Annotated in this window: 15 protein-coding genes; 11 read left to right on the forward strand and 4 right to left on the reverse strand. The window is 40.6% G+C overall.

All coding sequences use genetic code 11. The features are described from left to right. Positions 1-6 precede the first annotated feature (6 nt). Complete coding sequence (locus FPL17_RS07610) at positions 7-315, forward strand: type II toxin-antitoxin system RelB/DinJ family antitoxin (RefSeq protein WP_005152044.1); 309 nt, start codon at positions 7-9, stop codon at positions 313-315. Positions 316-414: 99 nt separating this feature from the next. Then, positions 415-858, forward strand: a complete 444-nt coding sequence (locus tag FPL17_RS07615) for a GNAT family N-acetyltransferase (RefSeq protein WP_004654380.1) — start codon at positions 415-417, stop codon at positions 856-858. On the opposite strand, the gene FPL17_RS07620 is transcribed toward FPL17_RS07615, so the two are convergent. Beyond that, complete coding sequence (locus FPL17_RS07620) at positions 859-1,572, reverse strand: pseudouridine synthase (RefSeq protein WP_159884311.1); 714 nt, start codon at positions 1,570-1,572, stop codon at positions 859-861. Between the two features lie 246 nt (positions 1,573-1,818). Here FPL17_RS07620 and FPL17_RS07625 point away from each other — a divergent pair, with 246 nt between their 5' ends. After that, the gene (locus FPL17_RS07625; RefSeq protein WP_005204696.1) at positions 1,819-2,331 is read left to right on the forward strand and encodes a glycine zipper 2TM domain-containing protein; all 513 of its coding nucleotides are present in this window, start codon (positions 1,819-1,821) and stop codon (positions 2,329-2,331) included. Positions 2,332-2,466: 135 nt separating this feature from the next. Then, a complete protein-coding gene (locus FPL17_RS07630; protein WP_167515401.1) occupies positions 2,467-3,468 on the forward strand; it encodes an LLM class flavin-dependent oxidoreductase in 1,002 nt (333 codons plus the stop codon). Between the two features lie 60 nt (positions 3,469-3,528). Here the strand turns inward: FPL17_RS07630 and FPL17_RS07635 are convergent, their stop codons facing one another. Beyond that, positions 3,529-5,607, reverse strand: a complete 2,079-nt coding sequence (locus FPL17_RS07635) for a sensor domain-containing protein (protein WP_159886818.1) — start codon at positions 5,605-5,607, stop codon at positions 3,529-3,531. A gap of 276 nt (positions 5,608-5,883) precedes the next feature. After that, entirely contained in the window at positions 5,884-6,720 is an 837-nt protein-coding gene (gene ppsR, locus FPL17_RS07640) for a posphoenolpyruvate synthetase regulatory kinase/phosphorylase PpsR (protein WP_005152027.1), read from the reverse strand. A 158-nt stretch (positions 6,721-6,878) separates the two neighbouring features. Here ppsR and ppsA point away from each other — a divergent pair, with 158 nt between their 5' ends. The 7 genes from ppsA to cyoE all read left to right on the forward strand — a co-directional run bounded on the left by ppsA (position 6,879) and on the right by cyoE (position 15,286). Further along, entirely contained in the window at positions 6,879-9,257 is a 2,379-nt protein-coding gene (gene ppsA, locus FPL17_RS07645) for a phosphoenolpyruvate synthase (protein ID WP_005152026.1), read from the forward strand. A 68-nt stretch (positions 9,258-9,325) separates the two neighbouring features. Then, positions 9,326-10,096, forward strand: a complete 771-nt coding sequence (locus FPL17_RS07650; protein ID WP_005189753.1) for an RDD family protein — start codon at positions 9,326-9,328, stop codon at positions 10,094-10,096. A gap of 299 nt (positions 10,097-10,395) precedes the next feature. Then, a complete protein-coding gene (gene cyoA / locus FPL17_RS07655) occupies positions 10,396-11,448 on the forward strand; it encodes a ubiquinol oxidase subunit II (protein WP_005189756.1) in 1,053 nt (350 codons plus the stop codon). A 3-nt stretch (positions 11,449-11,451) separates the two neighbouring features. Then, complete coding sequence (cyoB, locus tag FPL17_RS07660) at positions 11,452-13,443, forward strand: cytochrome o ubiquinol oxidase subunit I (protein WP_004806017.1); 1,992 nt, start codon at positions 11,452-11,454, stop codon at positions 13,441-13,443. Positions 13,444-13,447: 4 nt separating this feature from the next. After that, positions 13,448-14,068, forward strand: a complete 621-nt coding sequence (gene cyoC / locus FPL17_RS07665; RefSeq protein WP_004806016.1) for a cytochrome o ubiquinol oxidase subunit III — start codon at positions 13,448-13,450, stop codon at positions 14,066-14,068. Then, positions 14,068-14,397 (forward strand): cytochrome o ubiquinol oxidase subunit IV, encoded by a 330-nt coding sequence (locus tag FPL17_RS07670; protein WP_004806013.1) that lies wholly within the window; start codon positions 14,068-14,070, stop codon positions 14,395-14,397. The genes cyoC and FPL17_RS07670 overlap by 1 nt, the downstream gene beginning before the upstream one ends. A gap of 10 nt (positions 14,398-14,407) precedes the next feature. Continuing rightward, the gene (cyoE, locus tag FPL17_RS07675) at positions 14,408-15,286 is read left to right on the forward strand and encodes a heme o synthase (RefSeq protein ID WP_159884314.1); all 879 of its coding nucleotides are present in this window, start codon (positions 14,408-14,410) and stop codon (positions 15,284-15,286) included. A 240-nt stretch (positions 15,287-15,526) separates the two neighbouring features. On the opposite strand, the gene FPL17_RS18995 is transcribed toward cyoE, so the two are convergent. Continuing rightward, the gene (locus FPL17_RS18995) at positions 15,527-15,679 is read right to left on the reverse strand and encodes a hypothetical protein (protein ID WP_228277599.1); all 153 of its coding nucleotides are present in this window, start codon (positions 15,677-15,679) and stop codon (positions 15,527-15,529) included. Between the last annotated feature and the right edge of the window lie 4 nt (positions 15,680-15,683).

The raw sequence follows: 15,683 nt of genomic DNA on the forward strand, positions 1-15,683 counted from the left end.
TTCTTCATGCGAAAAACAGAAGTTTATCAGGTTCGCCTCGATTCACAGGAAAAGAAGCAAGCTTTTGCAGTGTTTAAACAGTTGGGTATCTCCCCTGCTCAAGCCGTTCGTCTTTTCTTTAAACAAGTGGTACTCACCAAGTCGATTCCGTTTGCAATTGAAAATCAAAACATCAACATGGAACAGCTACTAAAACTGCGTAAATCAAAAGCAGCAGCCAGTACTGAAAATCCATCTTCTGTCGAAATTGAAGATGATCATGAAGACCTGTTTGAAGAGCTAAATGCACTTCTCGGCGAAAGTGACAAAACTTAACAATGTTGCATTTATAAACAAGTTTTTATTTTTTAAGCTGAATTTTTTTCGCTATCCTGACAGTCCTAATAAAATGAATAAGTGTAAGGATGGACAGGAATGATTGTTAAGCGAGCAACAAAGGAAGATCTTCATCAACTTGCTGTCTTGTTTGACGAATACCGTCAGTTCTACGGTGCATCCTCAAATATTGAACAATCGTATCAGTTTTTAAAACATCGCTTCGACAATAAAGACAGTGTCATTTTTATTCATGTAAAAGATGATGTATTTACAGGCTTTGTACTACTCTACCTTGCTTTTTCTTCTGTAGCTTGCGAAACCTACTATATTCTCGATGATGTCTATGTCACTCCCTCTTATCGAAAACAAGGTTCCGCTAAACAACTGATTGATACCGCGATCTTATTCGCGCGTCATGAGAATGCACAACGTATCAGCTTAGAAACACAAAAAAATAATTATCAATCTCACCGTCTATACGAACAAATGGGCTTTATTCAAGACAGTGAGTTCAAAACCTTTCATTGTTTTTTAAAGTAATCATTCATCTAAAGCGATATTCTGACTTAACTGTTTTTGCGAAGGAGTTAAGTAGATCCATTCACCTTCCTCTAAGTCAGGAAGTTCAAGTAAACCCACTTGATGACGATGTAAGACCTCAACTTTATTTCCAACAGCTGCCAGCATGCGTTTCACTTGATGGTAAACACCTTGGTGAATGGTCATTGCAATTTGATGTTCCGAGAATAATCGCACATCGGTGGCGGCATAGATGCCTTTTTCATTACGCAGTTCGACACCTTGCTCTAAGCCGTTTTGCTGTTCAGCTGTAACAGGATCTGCTGTGGTCACATGATAAACTTTGGGTACATGTTTACGTGGATGAGTTAATGCCTGTAGATATTGTCCATCATCGGTCAGCAATAATAGGCCTGTAGTATCTTGGTCTAGACGGCCCACACATTGAATCCCACGATGCAGCAAAATTTCAGGAAAAAGACTAAATACACTTTTGTGATGTGTCGCCTGATGCGAACATTCATAGCCTTGCGGTTTATTTAAAACAATATAGACATGCTCTCGATATTGGTATTCTTCACCAAATACCTGAAAGACCAGTTGATCTGTATTGAAATTCTGTTTCGGGTTATCACAGACCTGATTTTCAATCTGAACAGAACCATTTTTAATTAACTGCTGACAATACTTACGTGAACCAAAGCCTTGTGATTGCAAAATTTTTTCCAGCAGCATAAATAAATCCTAAGCGAAACTGCGCCCATTGTACTCGATTACAACGCAGGCTGTTGCTCGTTGCCTATTCATTCTTTATTTTTATAATTTATTCACAATCTCTTCATTTGTTATAGAACACCAACAAAACCCTCGTCAAACACTCTCAATCTAGGTATTGCGCTCCATATTTTCACTCACAAGTCTTGTTACATTTGTCCCAAGCAAAAAGAATATTGTCCAAAAGAATGGATAAGGAGTTTCACCATGAAATCAAATATGTGGTTATGTAGCGTTATCTTAGCAGCCTCTTCAATGATGACCGTTGCACATGCAGATAATACAACGCGTGTAGCAGCAACCTCTGCTCTAGGAAGTGTGGTTGGTACCGCCTTAGGAAAACAACTGGGTGGTGATACTGGCGCAATGATTGGCTCCGCAATCGGTGGTGCTGGCGGTGCAGCTGCATCGAGTAATCGACGTGACCGTACTGAAGCTGCTATTGGTGGTGGTTTAGGTGGTGTGGGTGGTTATACCGTTGGCCGTAATATGGGCGGAAGCAATGGTGGTTATATTGGTGCGGCACTCGGTGCAGCTGGTGGTGCAGCTTTAGGTCAAAAAGTGGGTCAGGACCGCGATGCTGATCGACGTTATGATGATCGCCGCTATGACCGTCGTTACGATAACCGTCGTTCTTATGATGATCGTCGCTATTACAATTCTCGTGAAAGTTATCGTCATGACAATGGTCGCCATCGTGGCTGGTACAAACACCGTTAATCAGATCAAAACGTTTACCCCTTTAGCGCCCTCGGGCGCTTTTTTTATTTGATCAAAACAATATATCGATGTAAAACGATATACAAAGCCAAACTTATATCGTATTATTTCGATATATAGTTTTGAGACACCATGATGAAATCAATACAAGATATAAAATTCTCTATCCTAGAACTTGCTCCTGTTCGAGATGACAAGAGTATCGAGTTTTCTCTACGTCATGCATTAGAACTCGCACAACATGCGGAAAAATTAGGTTATGAGCGTTTTTGGTTGGCTGAACATCATAATATGGATGGGATTGCCAGTTCAGCAACGGCAGTTTTACTCGGATTTATTGCTGCAAACACGCAGCATATCCGTTTGGGTTCAGGCGGTATCATGCTGCCAAACCATGCACCATTGGTGGTTGCAGAACAGTTTGGAACGCTAGCCACACTCTACCCAGATCGTTTTGAACTCGGTTTGGGTCGTGCACCAGGTACAGATCAAATGACAATGCGTGCTTTACGCCGCGGCCGTCAGGAAACCGAAGATCAATTCCCTCAAGATGTAATGGAGATTCTGCAATATTTTAAAGCACCGCAACCGAATCAGAGAATTATCGCCACTCCAGGTCAAAATACCCATGTGCCTGTTTGGTTACTCGGCTCAAGTTTATTTAGCGCACAATTGGCCGCAAAACTTGGACTGCCTTATTCTTTTGCCTCTCATTTTGCACCACGAATGTTAGGTCAAGCCATCGAAATCTATCGTGATAACTTCCAAGCTTCGGAATACCTCGATAAACCCTATGTTTCAATGGGTGTCCCAACAGTCGTTGCTGCAAGCGATGAAGAAGCTCAATATCTGGCAACCAGTTCATATCAACGTATTTTGAATCTAATCCGCGGTCATAGCTTAAAGCTTAAACCACCGATTGATTCAACTGAAGGTCTAGCATCGAGTGCTGAACAAGTGGCAATTCAGAATTTTTATGCAATGGCACAAATTGGTTCTCAAGAAACCGTTAAAGCCGGCTTAAATAAAATTGCAGCCCAATATAATGTCGATGAATTCATCTTTACTTGTGATATTTACGATACGCAAAGACGCTTAGATAACTTCAGTTTATTGATGGATATTAAAAACAGCTAAATCTTTAGCTTGAGTCTACAAGGTTCATTTCCCAATCAGCCTTGTAGATTCACCATCCATTTAAATTCCAGCTTGGAGCATCTCTGTCGCTTGTTCTGCGTTTACAGCTCGACTAAATAAATAGCCCTGTCCGATTGAGCATCCAGAAGATTTTAAGAGTTCTAATTGTTCTGTATTCTCAATACCTTCCGCAACAATATCCAATGACAGTTTTGGCCCCAAAGCGATGATTGCCTGTACAATGGCTAAAATCGCCTCGTCATCATTCATTTGACGAATAAAATCACAGTCAATTTTTAAACAGTCTACTGGGTAGTCCCGTAAACGGGTTAAAGAGGAATGTCCCGTACCGAAGTCATCCAATGATATTTTAACGCCTTGTTGTTTCAATAAATTTAATGCTCGAATCACATAGTCAGAACCACGATCATCCAAGATATGTTCAGTAATTTCTATTTCTACTAAATGATGTGGAATGTTGTAGACGTTTAAACGGTGAAGTAAACGCTCAGCATAATTGTCTTTGAGAAACTCGACTGGTGCTGCATTGATTGAAACAGGCACAACATCCAACCCTTGTGCTATCCAGGCTGCAATATTTTTAAAAACTTTATTCTGCATCGCATCACTGATTTTTGTTGCCAGAATATAGTCTTGAAATGCTTGTTCAATATTACAAGGTGAATGAATGTGTTGATCAACCGTTTGCCAACGCAACAATGCTTCAAAACCAACCACCTTCGCATCCGCTAAACGCACTTTCGGCTGGTAAAATGGGACGATAAGGTCATCACGAATAATATGGCGCGCATCATTTAATTGAATCGCAATGTTTTGAGCTGCAACTTGCATCTGCTGATTAAACATACGAAAACCGCCACGCCCTGTTGCTTTCAAATCATTGAGCGCAGTATCTGCACATTTCATTAAATTGGCTGAATCTTTGGCATCTCGAGGATAAATCGCGCAACCGATACTCATACTGCCATTAATCAAATTACCAGCATAGGTAATCGGAGCTTCTAACAGTCGACTAACATCCACTGCTATTTTTTCAAGCTCTCCTTGGGTCTCAATTCCATTGACGACAATAGCAAACTCATCACCCCCTAAACGAGCGACAAAAGTATGTTCAGGCAAAGTGTTTTCTATTCGCTTAGACAGAACACGAAGTAGATGATCTCCAGCTGCATGACCAAGCGTATCATTAACATGCTTGAAGTAATCTAAATCCAGCAACATCAAGCCGAGTAACTTCTTGTCTTTTTTATGTCGATGTAGTGCGCGCTTGAGTTGTAATTTGAAGAAACGACGGTTATATAATCCTGTTAAATCGTCCAACTCACTCGAAAGCTGTAATTGAATTTCAGTTTGTCGTTGTGTGGTCACATCACGAGACAGACACAAAACCTGCACGGTCTGGCCCTTATCATTCAATATCGGCGTGAGTAAATTATCCCAATATTGTCTTTCATTCCCTTCTCCACTCATCCCACGAAAACGTGCAGCCTTACCTTTGAGTGCCGTTTTTAAGGCATAACTCGCCTTGGATCTTATTTCCACAGGTAACAGCTCAGCCCACTTCATGCCAAAGCTATTTTGGCTTTGAGGGAGATTGAGCGCGATACACCCAGTTTTATTGACATGCAGTAAAGAGCCATCGACTTCTAATAGTTTTATGCAATCAACACTATTATCCAACATGTTGGTTTGGGCATTAATACATTGAACTAAGTTTTGTTGATACTGCTTGGTTTCATGGATATCAACGCTATTGATAAACCAATGCGCTTTTTCCTCTGAATTTGCCGTTATAAATTTTGCTGACAATAAAAACCATCGATACGCACCAGACTGATGTTTTAATCGGCATTCAATTTGAAATGAGGATTTATCGGTAAATGCCTGCTGCCACTCACTTTGGAAGATTGATCTATCCTCTGAATGGATTAAATCGATCCAGTCTTTTGCAAAATGTTCTAAGTCATTAAAACCAATATACTCTTGGCTTAAACTATTAAAAAAATACGCATCTCCGTACTCCGAGAGCAGCCAGACCAGACTCGGAATACGGTTAAAAATACTTTGTTGGGCCTCACTCAGTTGATGATTAGAGTGAAAGGGAATAGCCAAGTTCACAGACTTCTGTTCCAAACAGAACTCTTTCTATCAAGATATTCAGTTGCAATAAAAGCCATAGACCACCAACAATAAAAGTGAGAATTAAATCACAGTATTATAGCAGAAATGCAATAAAATTATCACCAATTACAGCATTGATCAGTTAGATTTACTTTATTTTTTAATATCAATTATTTATTTTAGATTAACGATCTTTATCAAACTTTCTTTAATAAAGACGATCTAAAAAACGACAGACTACCCCATCTAAATGACTGAGGTAGTCAGGCCTGATTAGCCAATACGACGTTTTAAACCCGTCATTTGTAAGACACGTGTTGAGATTTCCTCAATCGACATTTCCGTGACATTTAAATATTTAATCCCTTCAGAAATATAGATCCCTTCAATCGCACGTAATTCCATTTGACACTGGCTGAAACTTGAATAGCGGCTATTCGCTTTACGTTCGTTACGGATCGCGACCAAACGTTCAGCATCAATCATCAAACCAAACAGCTTGTTTTTATGTTCACGCAATACTTTTGGCAAACGATTGTCATCCAAGTCTTCTTCAGTTAATGGATAGTTTGCAACACGAATACCAAATTGTAATGACAAATAAATTGAGGTTGGGGTTTTTCCTGAGCGTGATACACCAATTAAAATAATGTCCGCTTTATCATAATGACGTGTTCTTGCCCCATCATCATTGTCCAGTGCAAAATGTACAGCATCGATACGCGCTTTATAATATTCAGAATCAGTTACCGCGTGGGTTTGTCCAACTAAGGTTGTCGGAGGAACACCAATTTCTTGTTCTAGTTTGCTAATTAAGCCCTCAAAAACATCCAAATTTACGGCTTTAGCAGTATTGATAATTTCACGGACATGTGGATCGACCAAAGTATCAAAAACCAAGGGTAAAGACCCATCTCTACTCTGGCATGCATTGATCTCTACAGCCACGTTCATGGCAGCCTCTTCCGTCGTGATATAAGGCATGATATGGATGTCAAAATCAACGTTCGGAAATTGCGCAAGTAGTGAATGTCCAAGGGTTTCTGCGGTAATTGCGGTCCCATCTGAAATAAAAAATACGCTCCGTTTAATTTGTTTACTTTCGGGCATCAAAATTCTCCTCAAACATTTGTCTTAGTGCTCTATAATCTTTATAGTAAACTCATCTAACATGACTGTCGCTTAGTAAAACACTAATTCTAAGCACTTTCGTATAATTTCATACCAATGATGGTCATTCATACTGCAAAAAAAGTGGAGTAAATACTTTGGAAGCGCGCGTAATCGGTCTGGAAAAATTAGGAAAACACGATGTCGAGCTCGTAGGTGGGAAAAACTCATCTCTGGGTGAAATGATCAGCCATTTATCCAATGCTGGTGTATCGGTACCTGGTGGCTTTGCAACTACTGCTGCTGCCTATCGTGAGTTCTTGGATCAAAGCGGCTTAAACGCTCGTATTCAAGCTGAACTTGTTCAGCTAAATGTAGAAGATGTAAATGCACTTGCTGAAACTGGTGCAAAAATCCGTAATTGGATTGTTGAAACTCCGCTTACCGCGACATTAGAACAAGAAATTCGTGAAGCTTTTGCTGCACTTTCAAACGGTAACCCAGATATCGCTGTTGCTGTACGCTCTTCTGCTACAGCTGAAGATTTACCAGATGCGTCTTTTGCAGGGCAACAAGAAACTTTCTTGAACATCCGTGGCATTGATAACGTTCTTATCGCGATTAAAGAAGTTTTTGCTTCACTTTATAATGACCGCGCAATTGCTTACCGTGTACACCAAGGCTTTGAACATAGTGTTGTTGCACTTTCTGCTGGTGTACAACGTATGGTTCGTTCTGAAACTGGTGCTGCTGGCGTTATGTTTACGCTTGATACAGAATCAGGTTTCCGTGATGTGGTCTTTATTACTGCATCTTACGGTTTGGGCGAAATGGTCGTTCAAGGTGCTGTAAACCCAGATGAATTCTATTTATCTAAACCGCTTTTAAATGCGGGTAAACACTCGGTTTTACGCCGCAACCTCGGCTCTAAACACCAAAAAATGATTTATGGTGAAGAAGGCGCTGCGGGTAAATCAGTTGTTGTCGTTGATGTTGAAAAACCAGAACGTCAACAATTTGCATTAAATGATCACGAATTACATGAATTGGCAAAACAAGCCTTAATCATCGAACAACACTATGGCTCACCGATGGATATCGAATGGGCAAAAGATGGCGATGATGGTCAAATCTATATCGTTCAAGCACGTCCTGAAACTGTAAAAAGCCGTCAAAATGTCGGCACCATGGAACGTTACTTATTAAAACAACGCGGTACTGTCATCTGTGAAGGTCGTTCAATCGGTCAACGCATTGGTTCAGGTAAAGTGCGTGTTGTAACGTCGATTAAAGAAATGGATAAGGTTCAGGACGGTGACGTACTTGTATCTGACATGACTGACCCAGATTGGGAACCAGTGATGAAGCGTGCTGCTGCAATCGTGACCAACCGTGGTGGTCGTACCTGTCACGCAGCAATTATTGCGCGTGAGTTAGGTGTTCCAGCAATCGTGGGTTGTGGTAATGCAACAGAAGTACTAACTGACGGCCAAGAAGTGACTGTTTCATGTGCTGAAGGTGATACAGGCTTTATTTATGAAGGTGCGTTAGACTTTGAAGTTCAACGTAATTCTATTCATTCAATGCCATCGCTACCGTTTAAAATCATGATGAACGTCGGTAACCCTGACCGTGCATTTGACTTCGCTCAAATTCCAAACGAAGGGATTGGCCTTGCACGTCTTGAGTTCATCATCAATCGAATGATTGGTGTGCATCCAAAAGCATTATTAAATATTGAAAGCTTACCGCGCGAAACTCGTGCTGCAGTTATGGCTCGTACCGCAGGCTACTCTTCTCCAATCGAATTTTACGTGGAAAAGTTAGTTGAAGGTATTTCAACACTTGCTGCTGCATTTGCAGGAAAACCAGTGATCGTGCGTATGTCTGACTTCAAGTCAAATGAATATGCAAACTTAATTGGTGGTAAGTTATACGAGCCAGAAGAAGAAAACCCAATGTTGGGCTTCCGTGGTGCAAGCCGTTATGTTTCTGATAACTTCCGTGACTGTTTCGAACTTGAATGCCGTGCCTTGAAAAAAGCACGTGATGAAATGGGTTTAACCAATATCCAAATCATGATCCCGTTCGTACGTACAGTTTCTGAAGCAAAACGTGTAATCGAGCTTCTTGCTCAGAATGGTTTGAAACGTGGTGAGAATGGCCTTAAAGTTATCATGATGTGTGAACTTCCAACCAATGCATTATTGGCCGAACAGTTCCTTGAACACTTCGATGGCTTCTCTATCGGTTCAAATGACTTAACACAATTAACACTCGGTCTTGACCGTGACTCTGGTATCGTATCTCACTTATTTGACGAACGTGACCCAGCAGTTAAAGCACTTCTGTCTATGGCAATTCATGCTTGCCGTAAAGCAGGAAAATACGTTGGTATTTGTGGTCAAGGTCCTTCGGATCACCCTGACCTTGCTAAATGGCTCATGGAACAAGGTATTGAATCTGTGTCACTTAACCCTGACTCAGTACTTGATACTTGGTTCTTCCTTGCTGAAGAACAAATCAAGAAAGCCTAGTCTTTTTTAGAAAAAGACCCTCTTTCGCAGGGTCTTTTTTCATCTTCTGTAATTGAGATTTTAAAATTATGCAAATTTACTTGGCTCGTAATAATCAACAAGCAGGACCTTATAGTTTAGAACAAGTGAACCAAATGCTAGCCAGTCAACAAGTTTTATTGACAGATTTGGCTTGGCACGAAGGTATGGCCGAATGGAAAACACTTGGCGAATTGACACAAGGTAAACTTGTCTACGAACCTGTAGGTTACTCTCCTTTTAGTTCTCAAATTAAAACTGAAACGAACGAACCAACTTACACAATCAAAGTTGAGCAAAAAGTATCAGACTTGGCTTCTATACCTTCACGTTTTCTTGCAAAAGTGATTGATATATTTTTGTGGCTCCCTGCCACATTTATACTCACAAGTTTTTTCACCGCTGAAGAAGCACAAAAGTTTACCCAACTCAACGAACAACTGTTACAACTCATGGCAGATCGTTCATCAGACATCGCTTTGGCTCAAAAAGTTCAGACAGAAATATTTGCAATTGTTCCATCCCAAGCGTGGATAGCAATGTGTGCCTATATTATTATCATGCTCATGATACAAGCTTTTTTGATTGGAAAATCAGGTCAGAGTATTGGCAAGAAATTAACCAAAATCAAAATTGTTGATGCTGAAACCTCAGCACCCGTCAGCACAATTCGTGGCTTTTGGTTGAGAAGTATTGTTTTCATTATTTTGAATCTAATCACTGTCCCATTGATTTCTGTTTTAGAATCTCTATTTGCTTTTGGGAAAAAGAGACAAACTTTGCACGATAAATTGGCAAAAACCAAGGTCATTAAGCAGTAATCACAAATCGATAAAGAAAAGAGGATTTATTCCTCTTTTTTTATGTATTAAGCTGATATCTATATAAAAAACACAGATGCAAATAACAATCCCTACAAAATAAATCGGGTTTTAAAACAAGTATTTCACACGACTTTATGAGTAGCTTAGTTTTTCAATATAAGGCATAATGCCCAACAACGTTGCGGTGTCGCGTGATTGCTAAGCATTTTTTAACCAATCCTTATCAATCACGCGACACTTTAATCGCTATCCCATAATTTTAATTAGGGAATGGGACTCTTCACCGAGGTTGTAAAATGAGACAAACGATTTTAGCTGTATTGTCTTTATCAACGATGGCTGCGCTCTTGACTGGGTGTGGCGGTGATATGGTACTTCTAAACAATAAAGGTCCAGTTGGTCAAGGTCAAAGCAACCTGATGATGACTGCGATCTATTTAATGCTGTTGGTGGTGATTCCATCAATCGTTATGGCATTATGGTTTGGTTGGAAATATCGCGCATCGAATAAAGATGCAGACTATAAACCTACTTGGGCACACTCAACGACAATTGAGATCGTTGTATGGGGTGTACCTGTCATTATTATTGGTATTTTAGCTTGGTTAACTTGGTGGGGTTCCCACAAGTACGACCCTTACCGTCCGTTAGAATCAGATAAAGCACCATTGACTATTCAAGCTGTCGCTGAACAGTTCAAATGGATTTTTATCTATCCTGAGCAAAACATTGCAACGGTAAACGAAGTACGCTTCCCAGAACAAACACCAATAAGCTTTAAGATCACTTCTAACTTCACAATGAACTCATTCTTCATTCCACAGTTAGGCGGCCAGATCTATGCAATGGCTGGTATGCAGACTCACCTTCACCTATTAGCAGATGAACCAGGTGTTTTCCGTGGTTTCTCAGCAAACTATTCAGGTTACGGTTTCTCACAAATGCGCTTTAAAGCACATAGCGTGACTGAGCCAGAATTTGCACAATGGGTAGAAGCAGTAAAAGCTGGCAATGGTACAAGTATCAACCCTGAAGCAATTCAAAAAGGCACACTTGACCAAGCTGAGTTAGCAACACTTAAAGATGGTGATCGTTCTAAACACCAGATCGAGCATTTAGTGAATCGTGCTAAAGCTGCTGGTGATGAAGAAGCGCTTGCTAAAGCTGAAGCGATGAAACCGTTCCCGACTAAGCCACACCCAGTGACTTATTACTCATCAGTTGAGCCAAAATTGTTTGAAACAATCATCAACCACTACATGAGTAACTATCACGGTGCTGACCATTCTGCTGGACATGCAACAGCAGAAACTCATGCTGCAGCAGAACACGCTGCTCAAGGGGAATAAGACATGGATATGATTTTTGGTAAATTAGGGTGGGATTCTATCCCAACTGAACCCCTTGTACTTGTCACCATGGTCTTTATGGCACTTGGTGCAATTGCTGTATTAGGCGGTATCACCTATTTCAAGAAATGGGGATATTTGTGGAACGAATGGTTTATCACTGTAGACCATAAAAAGATTGGTATCATGTATATCATCGTATCTGTAGTCATGCTGTTGCGTGGCTTCGCCGATGCGATCATGATGCGTCTACAACTTTTCCTCGCGAAAGGCGGCGGCGAAGGTTACTTACATCCTGACCACTACGACCAGATCTTCACCGCACACGGTGTCATCATGATCTTCTTCGTAGCAATGGGTCTCGTTGTTGGTATGATGAACATCTCTGTACCTTTACAGATTGGTGCTCGTGACGTTGCTTTCCCATTATTGAACTCTTTAAGCTTCTGGTTATTCGCTGGTGCTGCTGGTTTAATGATGCTTTCGCTTGTATTAGGTGAATTTGCTGCGACTGGTTGGATGGCTTACCCTCCTCTATCTGGCATTCAATATTCTCCTGGTGTGGGTGTTGACTACTATATCTGGGCACTTCAGGTTTCTGGTCTAGGTACGCTTTTATCTGGTGTTAACTTCTTTGTTACCATCATCAAAATGCGTGCACCTGGCATGAAATTAATGGATATGCCTATTTTCACGTGGACTTCACTTTGTACGGCTGTATTAATCATTGCATCATTCCCTGTATTAACAGGTACACTTGCAATGCTTACTTTAGACCGTTACTTCGGCTTCCATTTCTTCACAAATGAGCTTGGCGGTAGCCCAATGCTTTATGTGAACTTAATCTGGACATGGGGTCACCCTGAAGTATATATCTTAGTATTACCAGCATTTGGTTTATACTCAGAAATCGTTGCAACCTTCTCTCGTAAAGCGTTGTTCGGTTATAAGTCTATGGTGTATGCGACGATTGCGATTACTGTACTTGCGTTCGTTGTATGGCTTCACCACTTCTTCACCATGGGTGCTGGTGCGAACGTTAACGCGTTCTTCGGTATCATGACCATGGTTATTGCGATTCCTACAGGTGTGAAAATCTTCTCTTGGTTATTCACAATGTATAAAGGTCGCATCACCTATACAACTCCTATGTTATGGACGCTTGGCTTCCTTGTAACATTCGGTATCGGTGGTTTAACTGGTGTACTTATGGCTGTTCCACCTGCGGACTTCCTTGTACACAACTCATTATTCTTGATCGCTCACTTCCATAACGTAATTATCGGTGGTGTGGTGTTTGGTATGTTTGCCGGCATCATCTTCTACTGGCCGAAAATGTTTGGTTGGAAGCTCAACGAAGCATGGGGTAAAGCTGCGTTCTGGTTCTGGTTCATTGGTTTCTATTTTGCATTCATGCCACTTTATATCCTTGGTTTCATGGGTATGACTCGTCGTTTGAATACATATGACAACCCTGAGTGGGATCCATACTTAGCGATTGCATTGTTTGGTGCTGTTCTTATCGCGATCGGTATTGCATGTTTCTTAATGCAAATCATCGTTGGTTTCTTACAACGTAAGGACAACATGGACCATACAGGCGATCCATGGGATAGCCGTACCCTTGAATGGGCAACGTCATCTCCTGCTCCGTTCTATAACTTTGCGCATGAACCAGATGCTAGCGGCGTTGACCGTTTCTGGACTGACAAAGAAAATGGTGTAGCATACGCACGTAACACTAAATATGAAGACATCCACATGCCGACTGATCGTGCTGCTGGTTTTGTCATTGCAATGTTCATTACAATTCTTGGCTTTGCACTCATCTGGCATATTTGGTGGCTCGCTGTTGTTTCATTCGTTTCAGCTATTGTTAGCTTGATCGTAAGCTCATTCACTAAGAATGTTGATTACTACGTTCCTGCTGCTGAAGTTGAGCGTATTGAAAACGAACGCTATGCTTTACTTGAAAAACACTTGAAGAAGGACTAAGGAAATGGCTGAAGTACTTCATCACGACAACCACGGCCACGATGGTCATCATGAACATGATGATACTGACTTAACGGTCTTTGGTTTCTGGACATACTTGATGAGTGACTTGATTCTTTTCGGATCACTCTTCATTGCGTTCGCTGTATTAAGCAGTCATATCCCGCCAGGAACCCCAAGTGCATATGACCTGTTCCATGATTCATTAGGCTTCGTGTTAACTGAAACATTTGCCTTATTGATTTCATCGGTAACATTTGGTTTTGCTGTACTTGCATCTTATAAAAAGAATGTAAATCAAGTGATCACTTGGTTGTTTGTTACATTCCTTTTTGGTGCATCGTTCATTGGTATGGAAATCTATGAGTTCCATCACCTTGTACACGAAGGCCATGGTCCAACTCACAGTGCATTCTTATCTGCATTCTTTACTTTGGTTGGTACACACGGTATCCACGTAACTTCTGGTTTAGTGTGGATGCTGGTATTAATCTACCAAATTAAAAAGAATGGTTTGACTTTACCGAATACACGTCGTCTTGCTTGCTTAAGCTTGTTCTGGCACTTCCTTGACATCGTTTGGATCTGTGTATTCAGCGTCGTTTACTTACTGGGAGTTCTCTAATGAGTAGTCATGACCATAATGCTGCAGGTGCGTCACACGGTAACTTTAAACAATACACGATTGGATTTATCCTATCTGTCATCCTTACCATCATCCCTTTCGGGATGGTGATGGCTGGTGGTTTTAGTCGTGGCATTTTAGTTACAGTAATTGCAATTACTGCTGTTGCTCAGGTACTTGTACAACTTGTGTATTTCTTGCACATGAATACATCGTCTGATCAGCGTTGGAACCTTATTGCATTTATCTACACAATTTTATGTATCGCTGTACTTTTAGTCGGCTCTGTGTGGATTATGAATTACCTACACTACAACATGATGATCTAAACTGATCGTCATGTGGAAAAAGTACTTATTCCTGACTAAACCAGGAATTCTCTTCGGTAATTTTATTACCACCTTGGGCGGCTTCTTCTTAGCCGCCCAAGGCTCTATAGACTGTCTCTTATTATTACTTACTCTTCTCGGAACAACATTAGTGGTTGCTTCTGGTTGTGTAGTCAATAACGTAATTGATCAAGACATCGATCAGAAAATGCAACGCACCATGAACCGTGCACTTGTGACCAAAACCATTTCCCCTACTGTTGCCATGTGCTATGCGCTGGTTTTAGGTGTGATTGGCTTTAGCATGCTCTGGTTTTATGTTAATGCTTATGCTTTTTTATTCGCTGTCATTGGTTTTGTAGTCTATGTCGGTTTTTATAGTTTGTGGAGTAAACGCACCACAATCCATCAAACCGTGATCGGTAGTATTTCTGGAGCGAGTCCTCCTGTTATTGGTTATGTGGCTGTAAGTCATCAGTTCGATATGGCGGCCCTATTGATCTTTGTTGCATATGCTTTATGGCAAATGCCGCATTCATGGGCGATCGCAATTTATCGTTTTGACGACTATAAAAATGCAGGCGTTCCTATTTTACCTGTAGCCCGTTCAATCCTTAGAACAAAAATCGAATCACTAATTTATGTGGTTTTATTTACTCTAGCGATGAATGCATTATATGTATATGGATACACCAATATCGTGTTCTTGGTCATCTGTAATATACTTTGCGTTTACTGGTTCTACATTGCTATTTTAGGATTTAAGGCAGAAGATGATCAGCTTTGGGCCAAACGCTTTTTCCTTTTCTCAGTAATCCTCATTACTGTTATCAGTTTAAGCTTTAGCTTCACCTTTAAAAGCCCTGCACCATTCTTTCCTATTTTTTAAAAGATAGAGAATGCTCTATCTTTTTATGCTCTCCCAATTTTTATCATTTCGTGCAATAAAAACATTGCGTTTTTTATTGCCTAAATGAAACATCATAAATAGATATTCAAAGCAATTTTTTGCTTCTTTAAAATAAGAAAATTCATTGCTGACTTTCGCCTAACCAAAGAAAGTGCTGTCTTGCTCAAACGTCCTAAACAATTGATAAATCCTATTGGTATATTTCTGATCTAACTGTTGTCACAATGAACTTGGCAAAGGTAAAAACGCAAGTGTATCCGAACCATCAGATGCCATACAAAACCGGATTTCATAATCAGGCTGCAAAATTTGGTTGAGTGCTTTTAAAGTTGTATCTCGATCTGCGCCCTCACCTTGATAAGGAATAATCAAAGTT

This window comes from Acinetobacter dispersus, from assembly GCF_009884975.1.
GTDB classification, from domain to species: domain Bacteria; phylum Pseudomonadota; class Gammaproteobacteria; order Pseudomonadales; family Moraxellaceae; genus Acinetobacter; species Acinetobacter dispersus.

Coding starts and splice junctions, on each gene's coding strand:
- FPL17_RS07610 (WP_005152044.1), top strand. CDS start 7: ATGCGAAAAACAGAAGTTTATCAGGTTCGCCTCGATTCACAGGAAAAG.
- FPL17_RS07615 (WP_004654380.1), top strand. CDS start 415: ATGATTGTTAAGCGAGCAACAAAGGAAGATCTTCATCAACTTGCTGTC.
- FPL17_RS07620 (WP_159884311.1), bottom strand. CDS start 1,572: ATGCTGCTGGAAAAAATTTTGCAATCACAAGGCTTTGGTTCACGTAAG.
- FPL17_RS07625 (WP_005204696.1), top strand. CDS start 1,819: ATGAAATCAAATATGTGGTTATGTAGCGTTATCTTAGCAGCCTCTTCA.
- FPL17_RS07630 (WP_167515401.1), top strand. CDS start 2,467: ATGAAATCAATACAAGATATAAAATTCTCTATCCTAGAACTTGCTCCT.
- ppsR (WP_005152027.1), bottom strand. CDS start 6,720: ATGCCCGAAAGTAAACAAATTAAACGGAGCGTATTTTTTATTTCAGAT.
- FPL17_RS07650 (WP_005189753.1), top strand. CDS start 9,326: ATGCAAATTTACTTGGCTCGTAATAATCAACAAGCAGGACCTTATAGT.
- cyoA (WP_005189756.1), top strand. CDS start 10,396: ATGAGACAAACGATTTTAGCTGTATTGTCTTTATCAACGATGGCTGCG.
- cyoB (WP_004806017.1), top strand. CDS start 11,452: ATGGATATGATTTTTGGTAAATTAGGGTGGGATTCTATCCCAACTGAA.
- cyoC (WP_004806016.1), top strand. CDS start 13,448: ATGGCTGAAGTACTTCATCACGACAACCACGGCCACGATGGTCATCAT.
- FPL17_RS07670 (WP_004806013.1), top strand. CDS start 14,068: ATGAGTAGTCATGACCATAATGCTGCAGGTGCGTCACACGGTAACTTT.
- cyoE (WP_159884314.1), top strand. CDS start 14,408: ATGTGGAAAAAGTACTTATTCCTGACTAAACCAGGAATTCTCTTCGGT.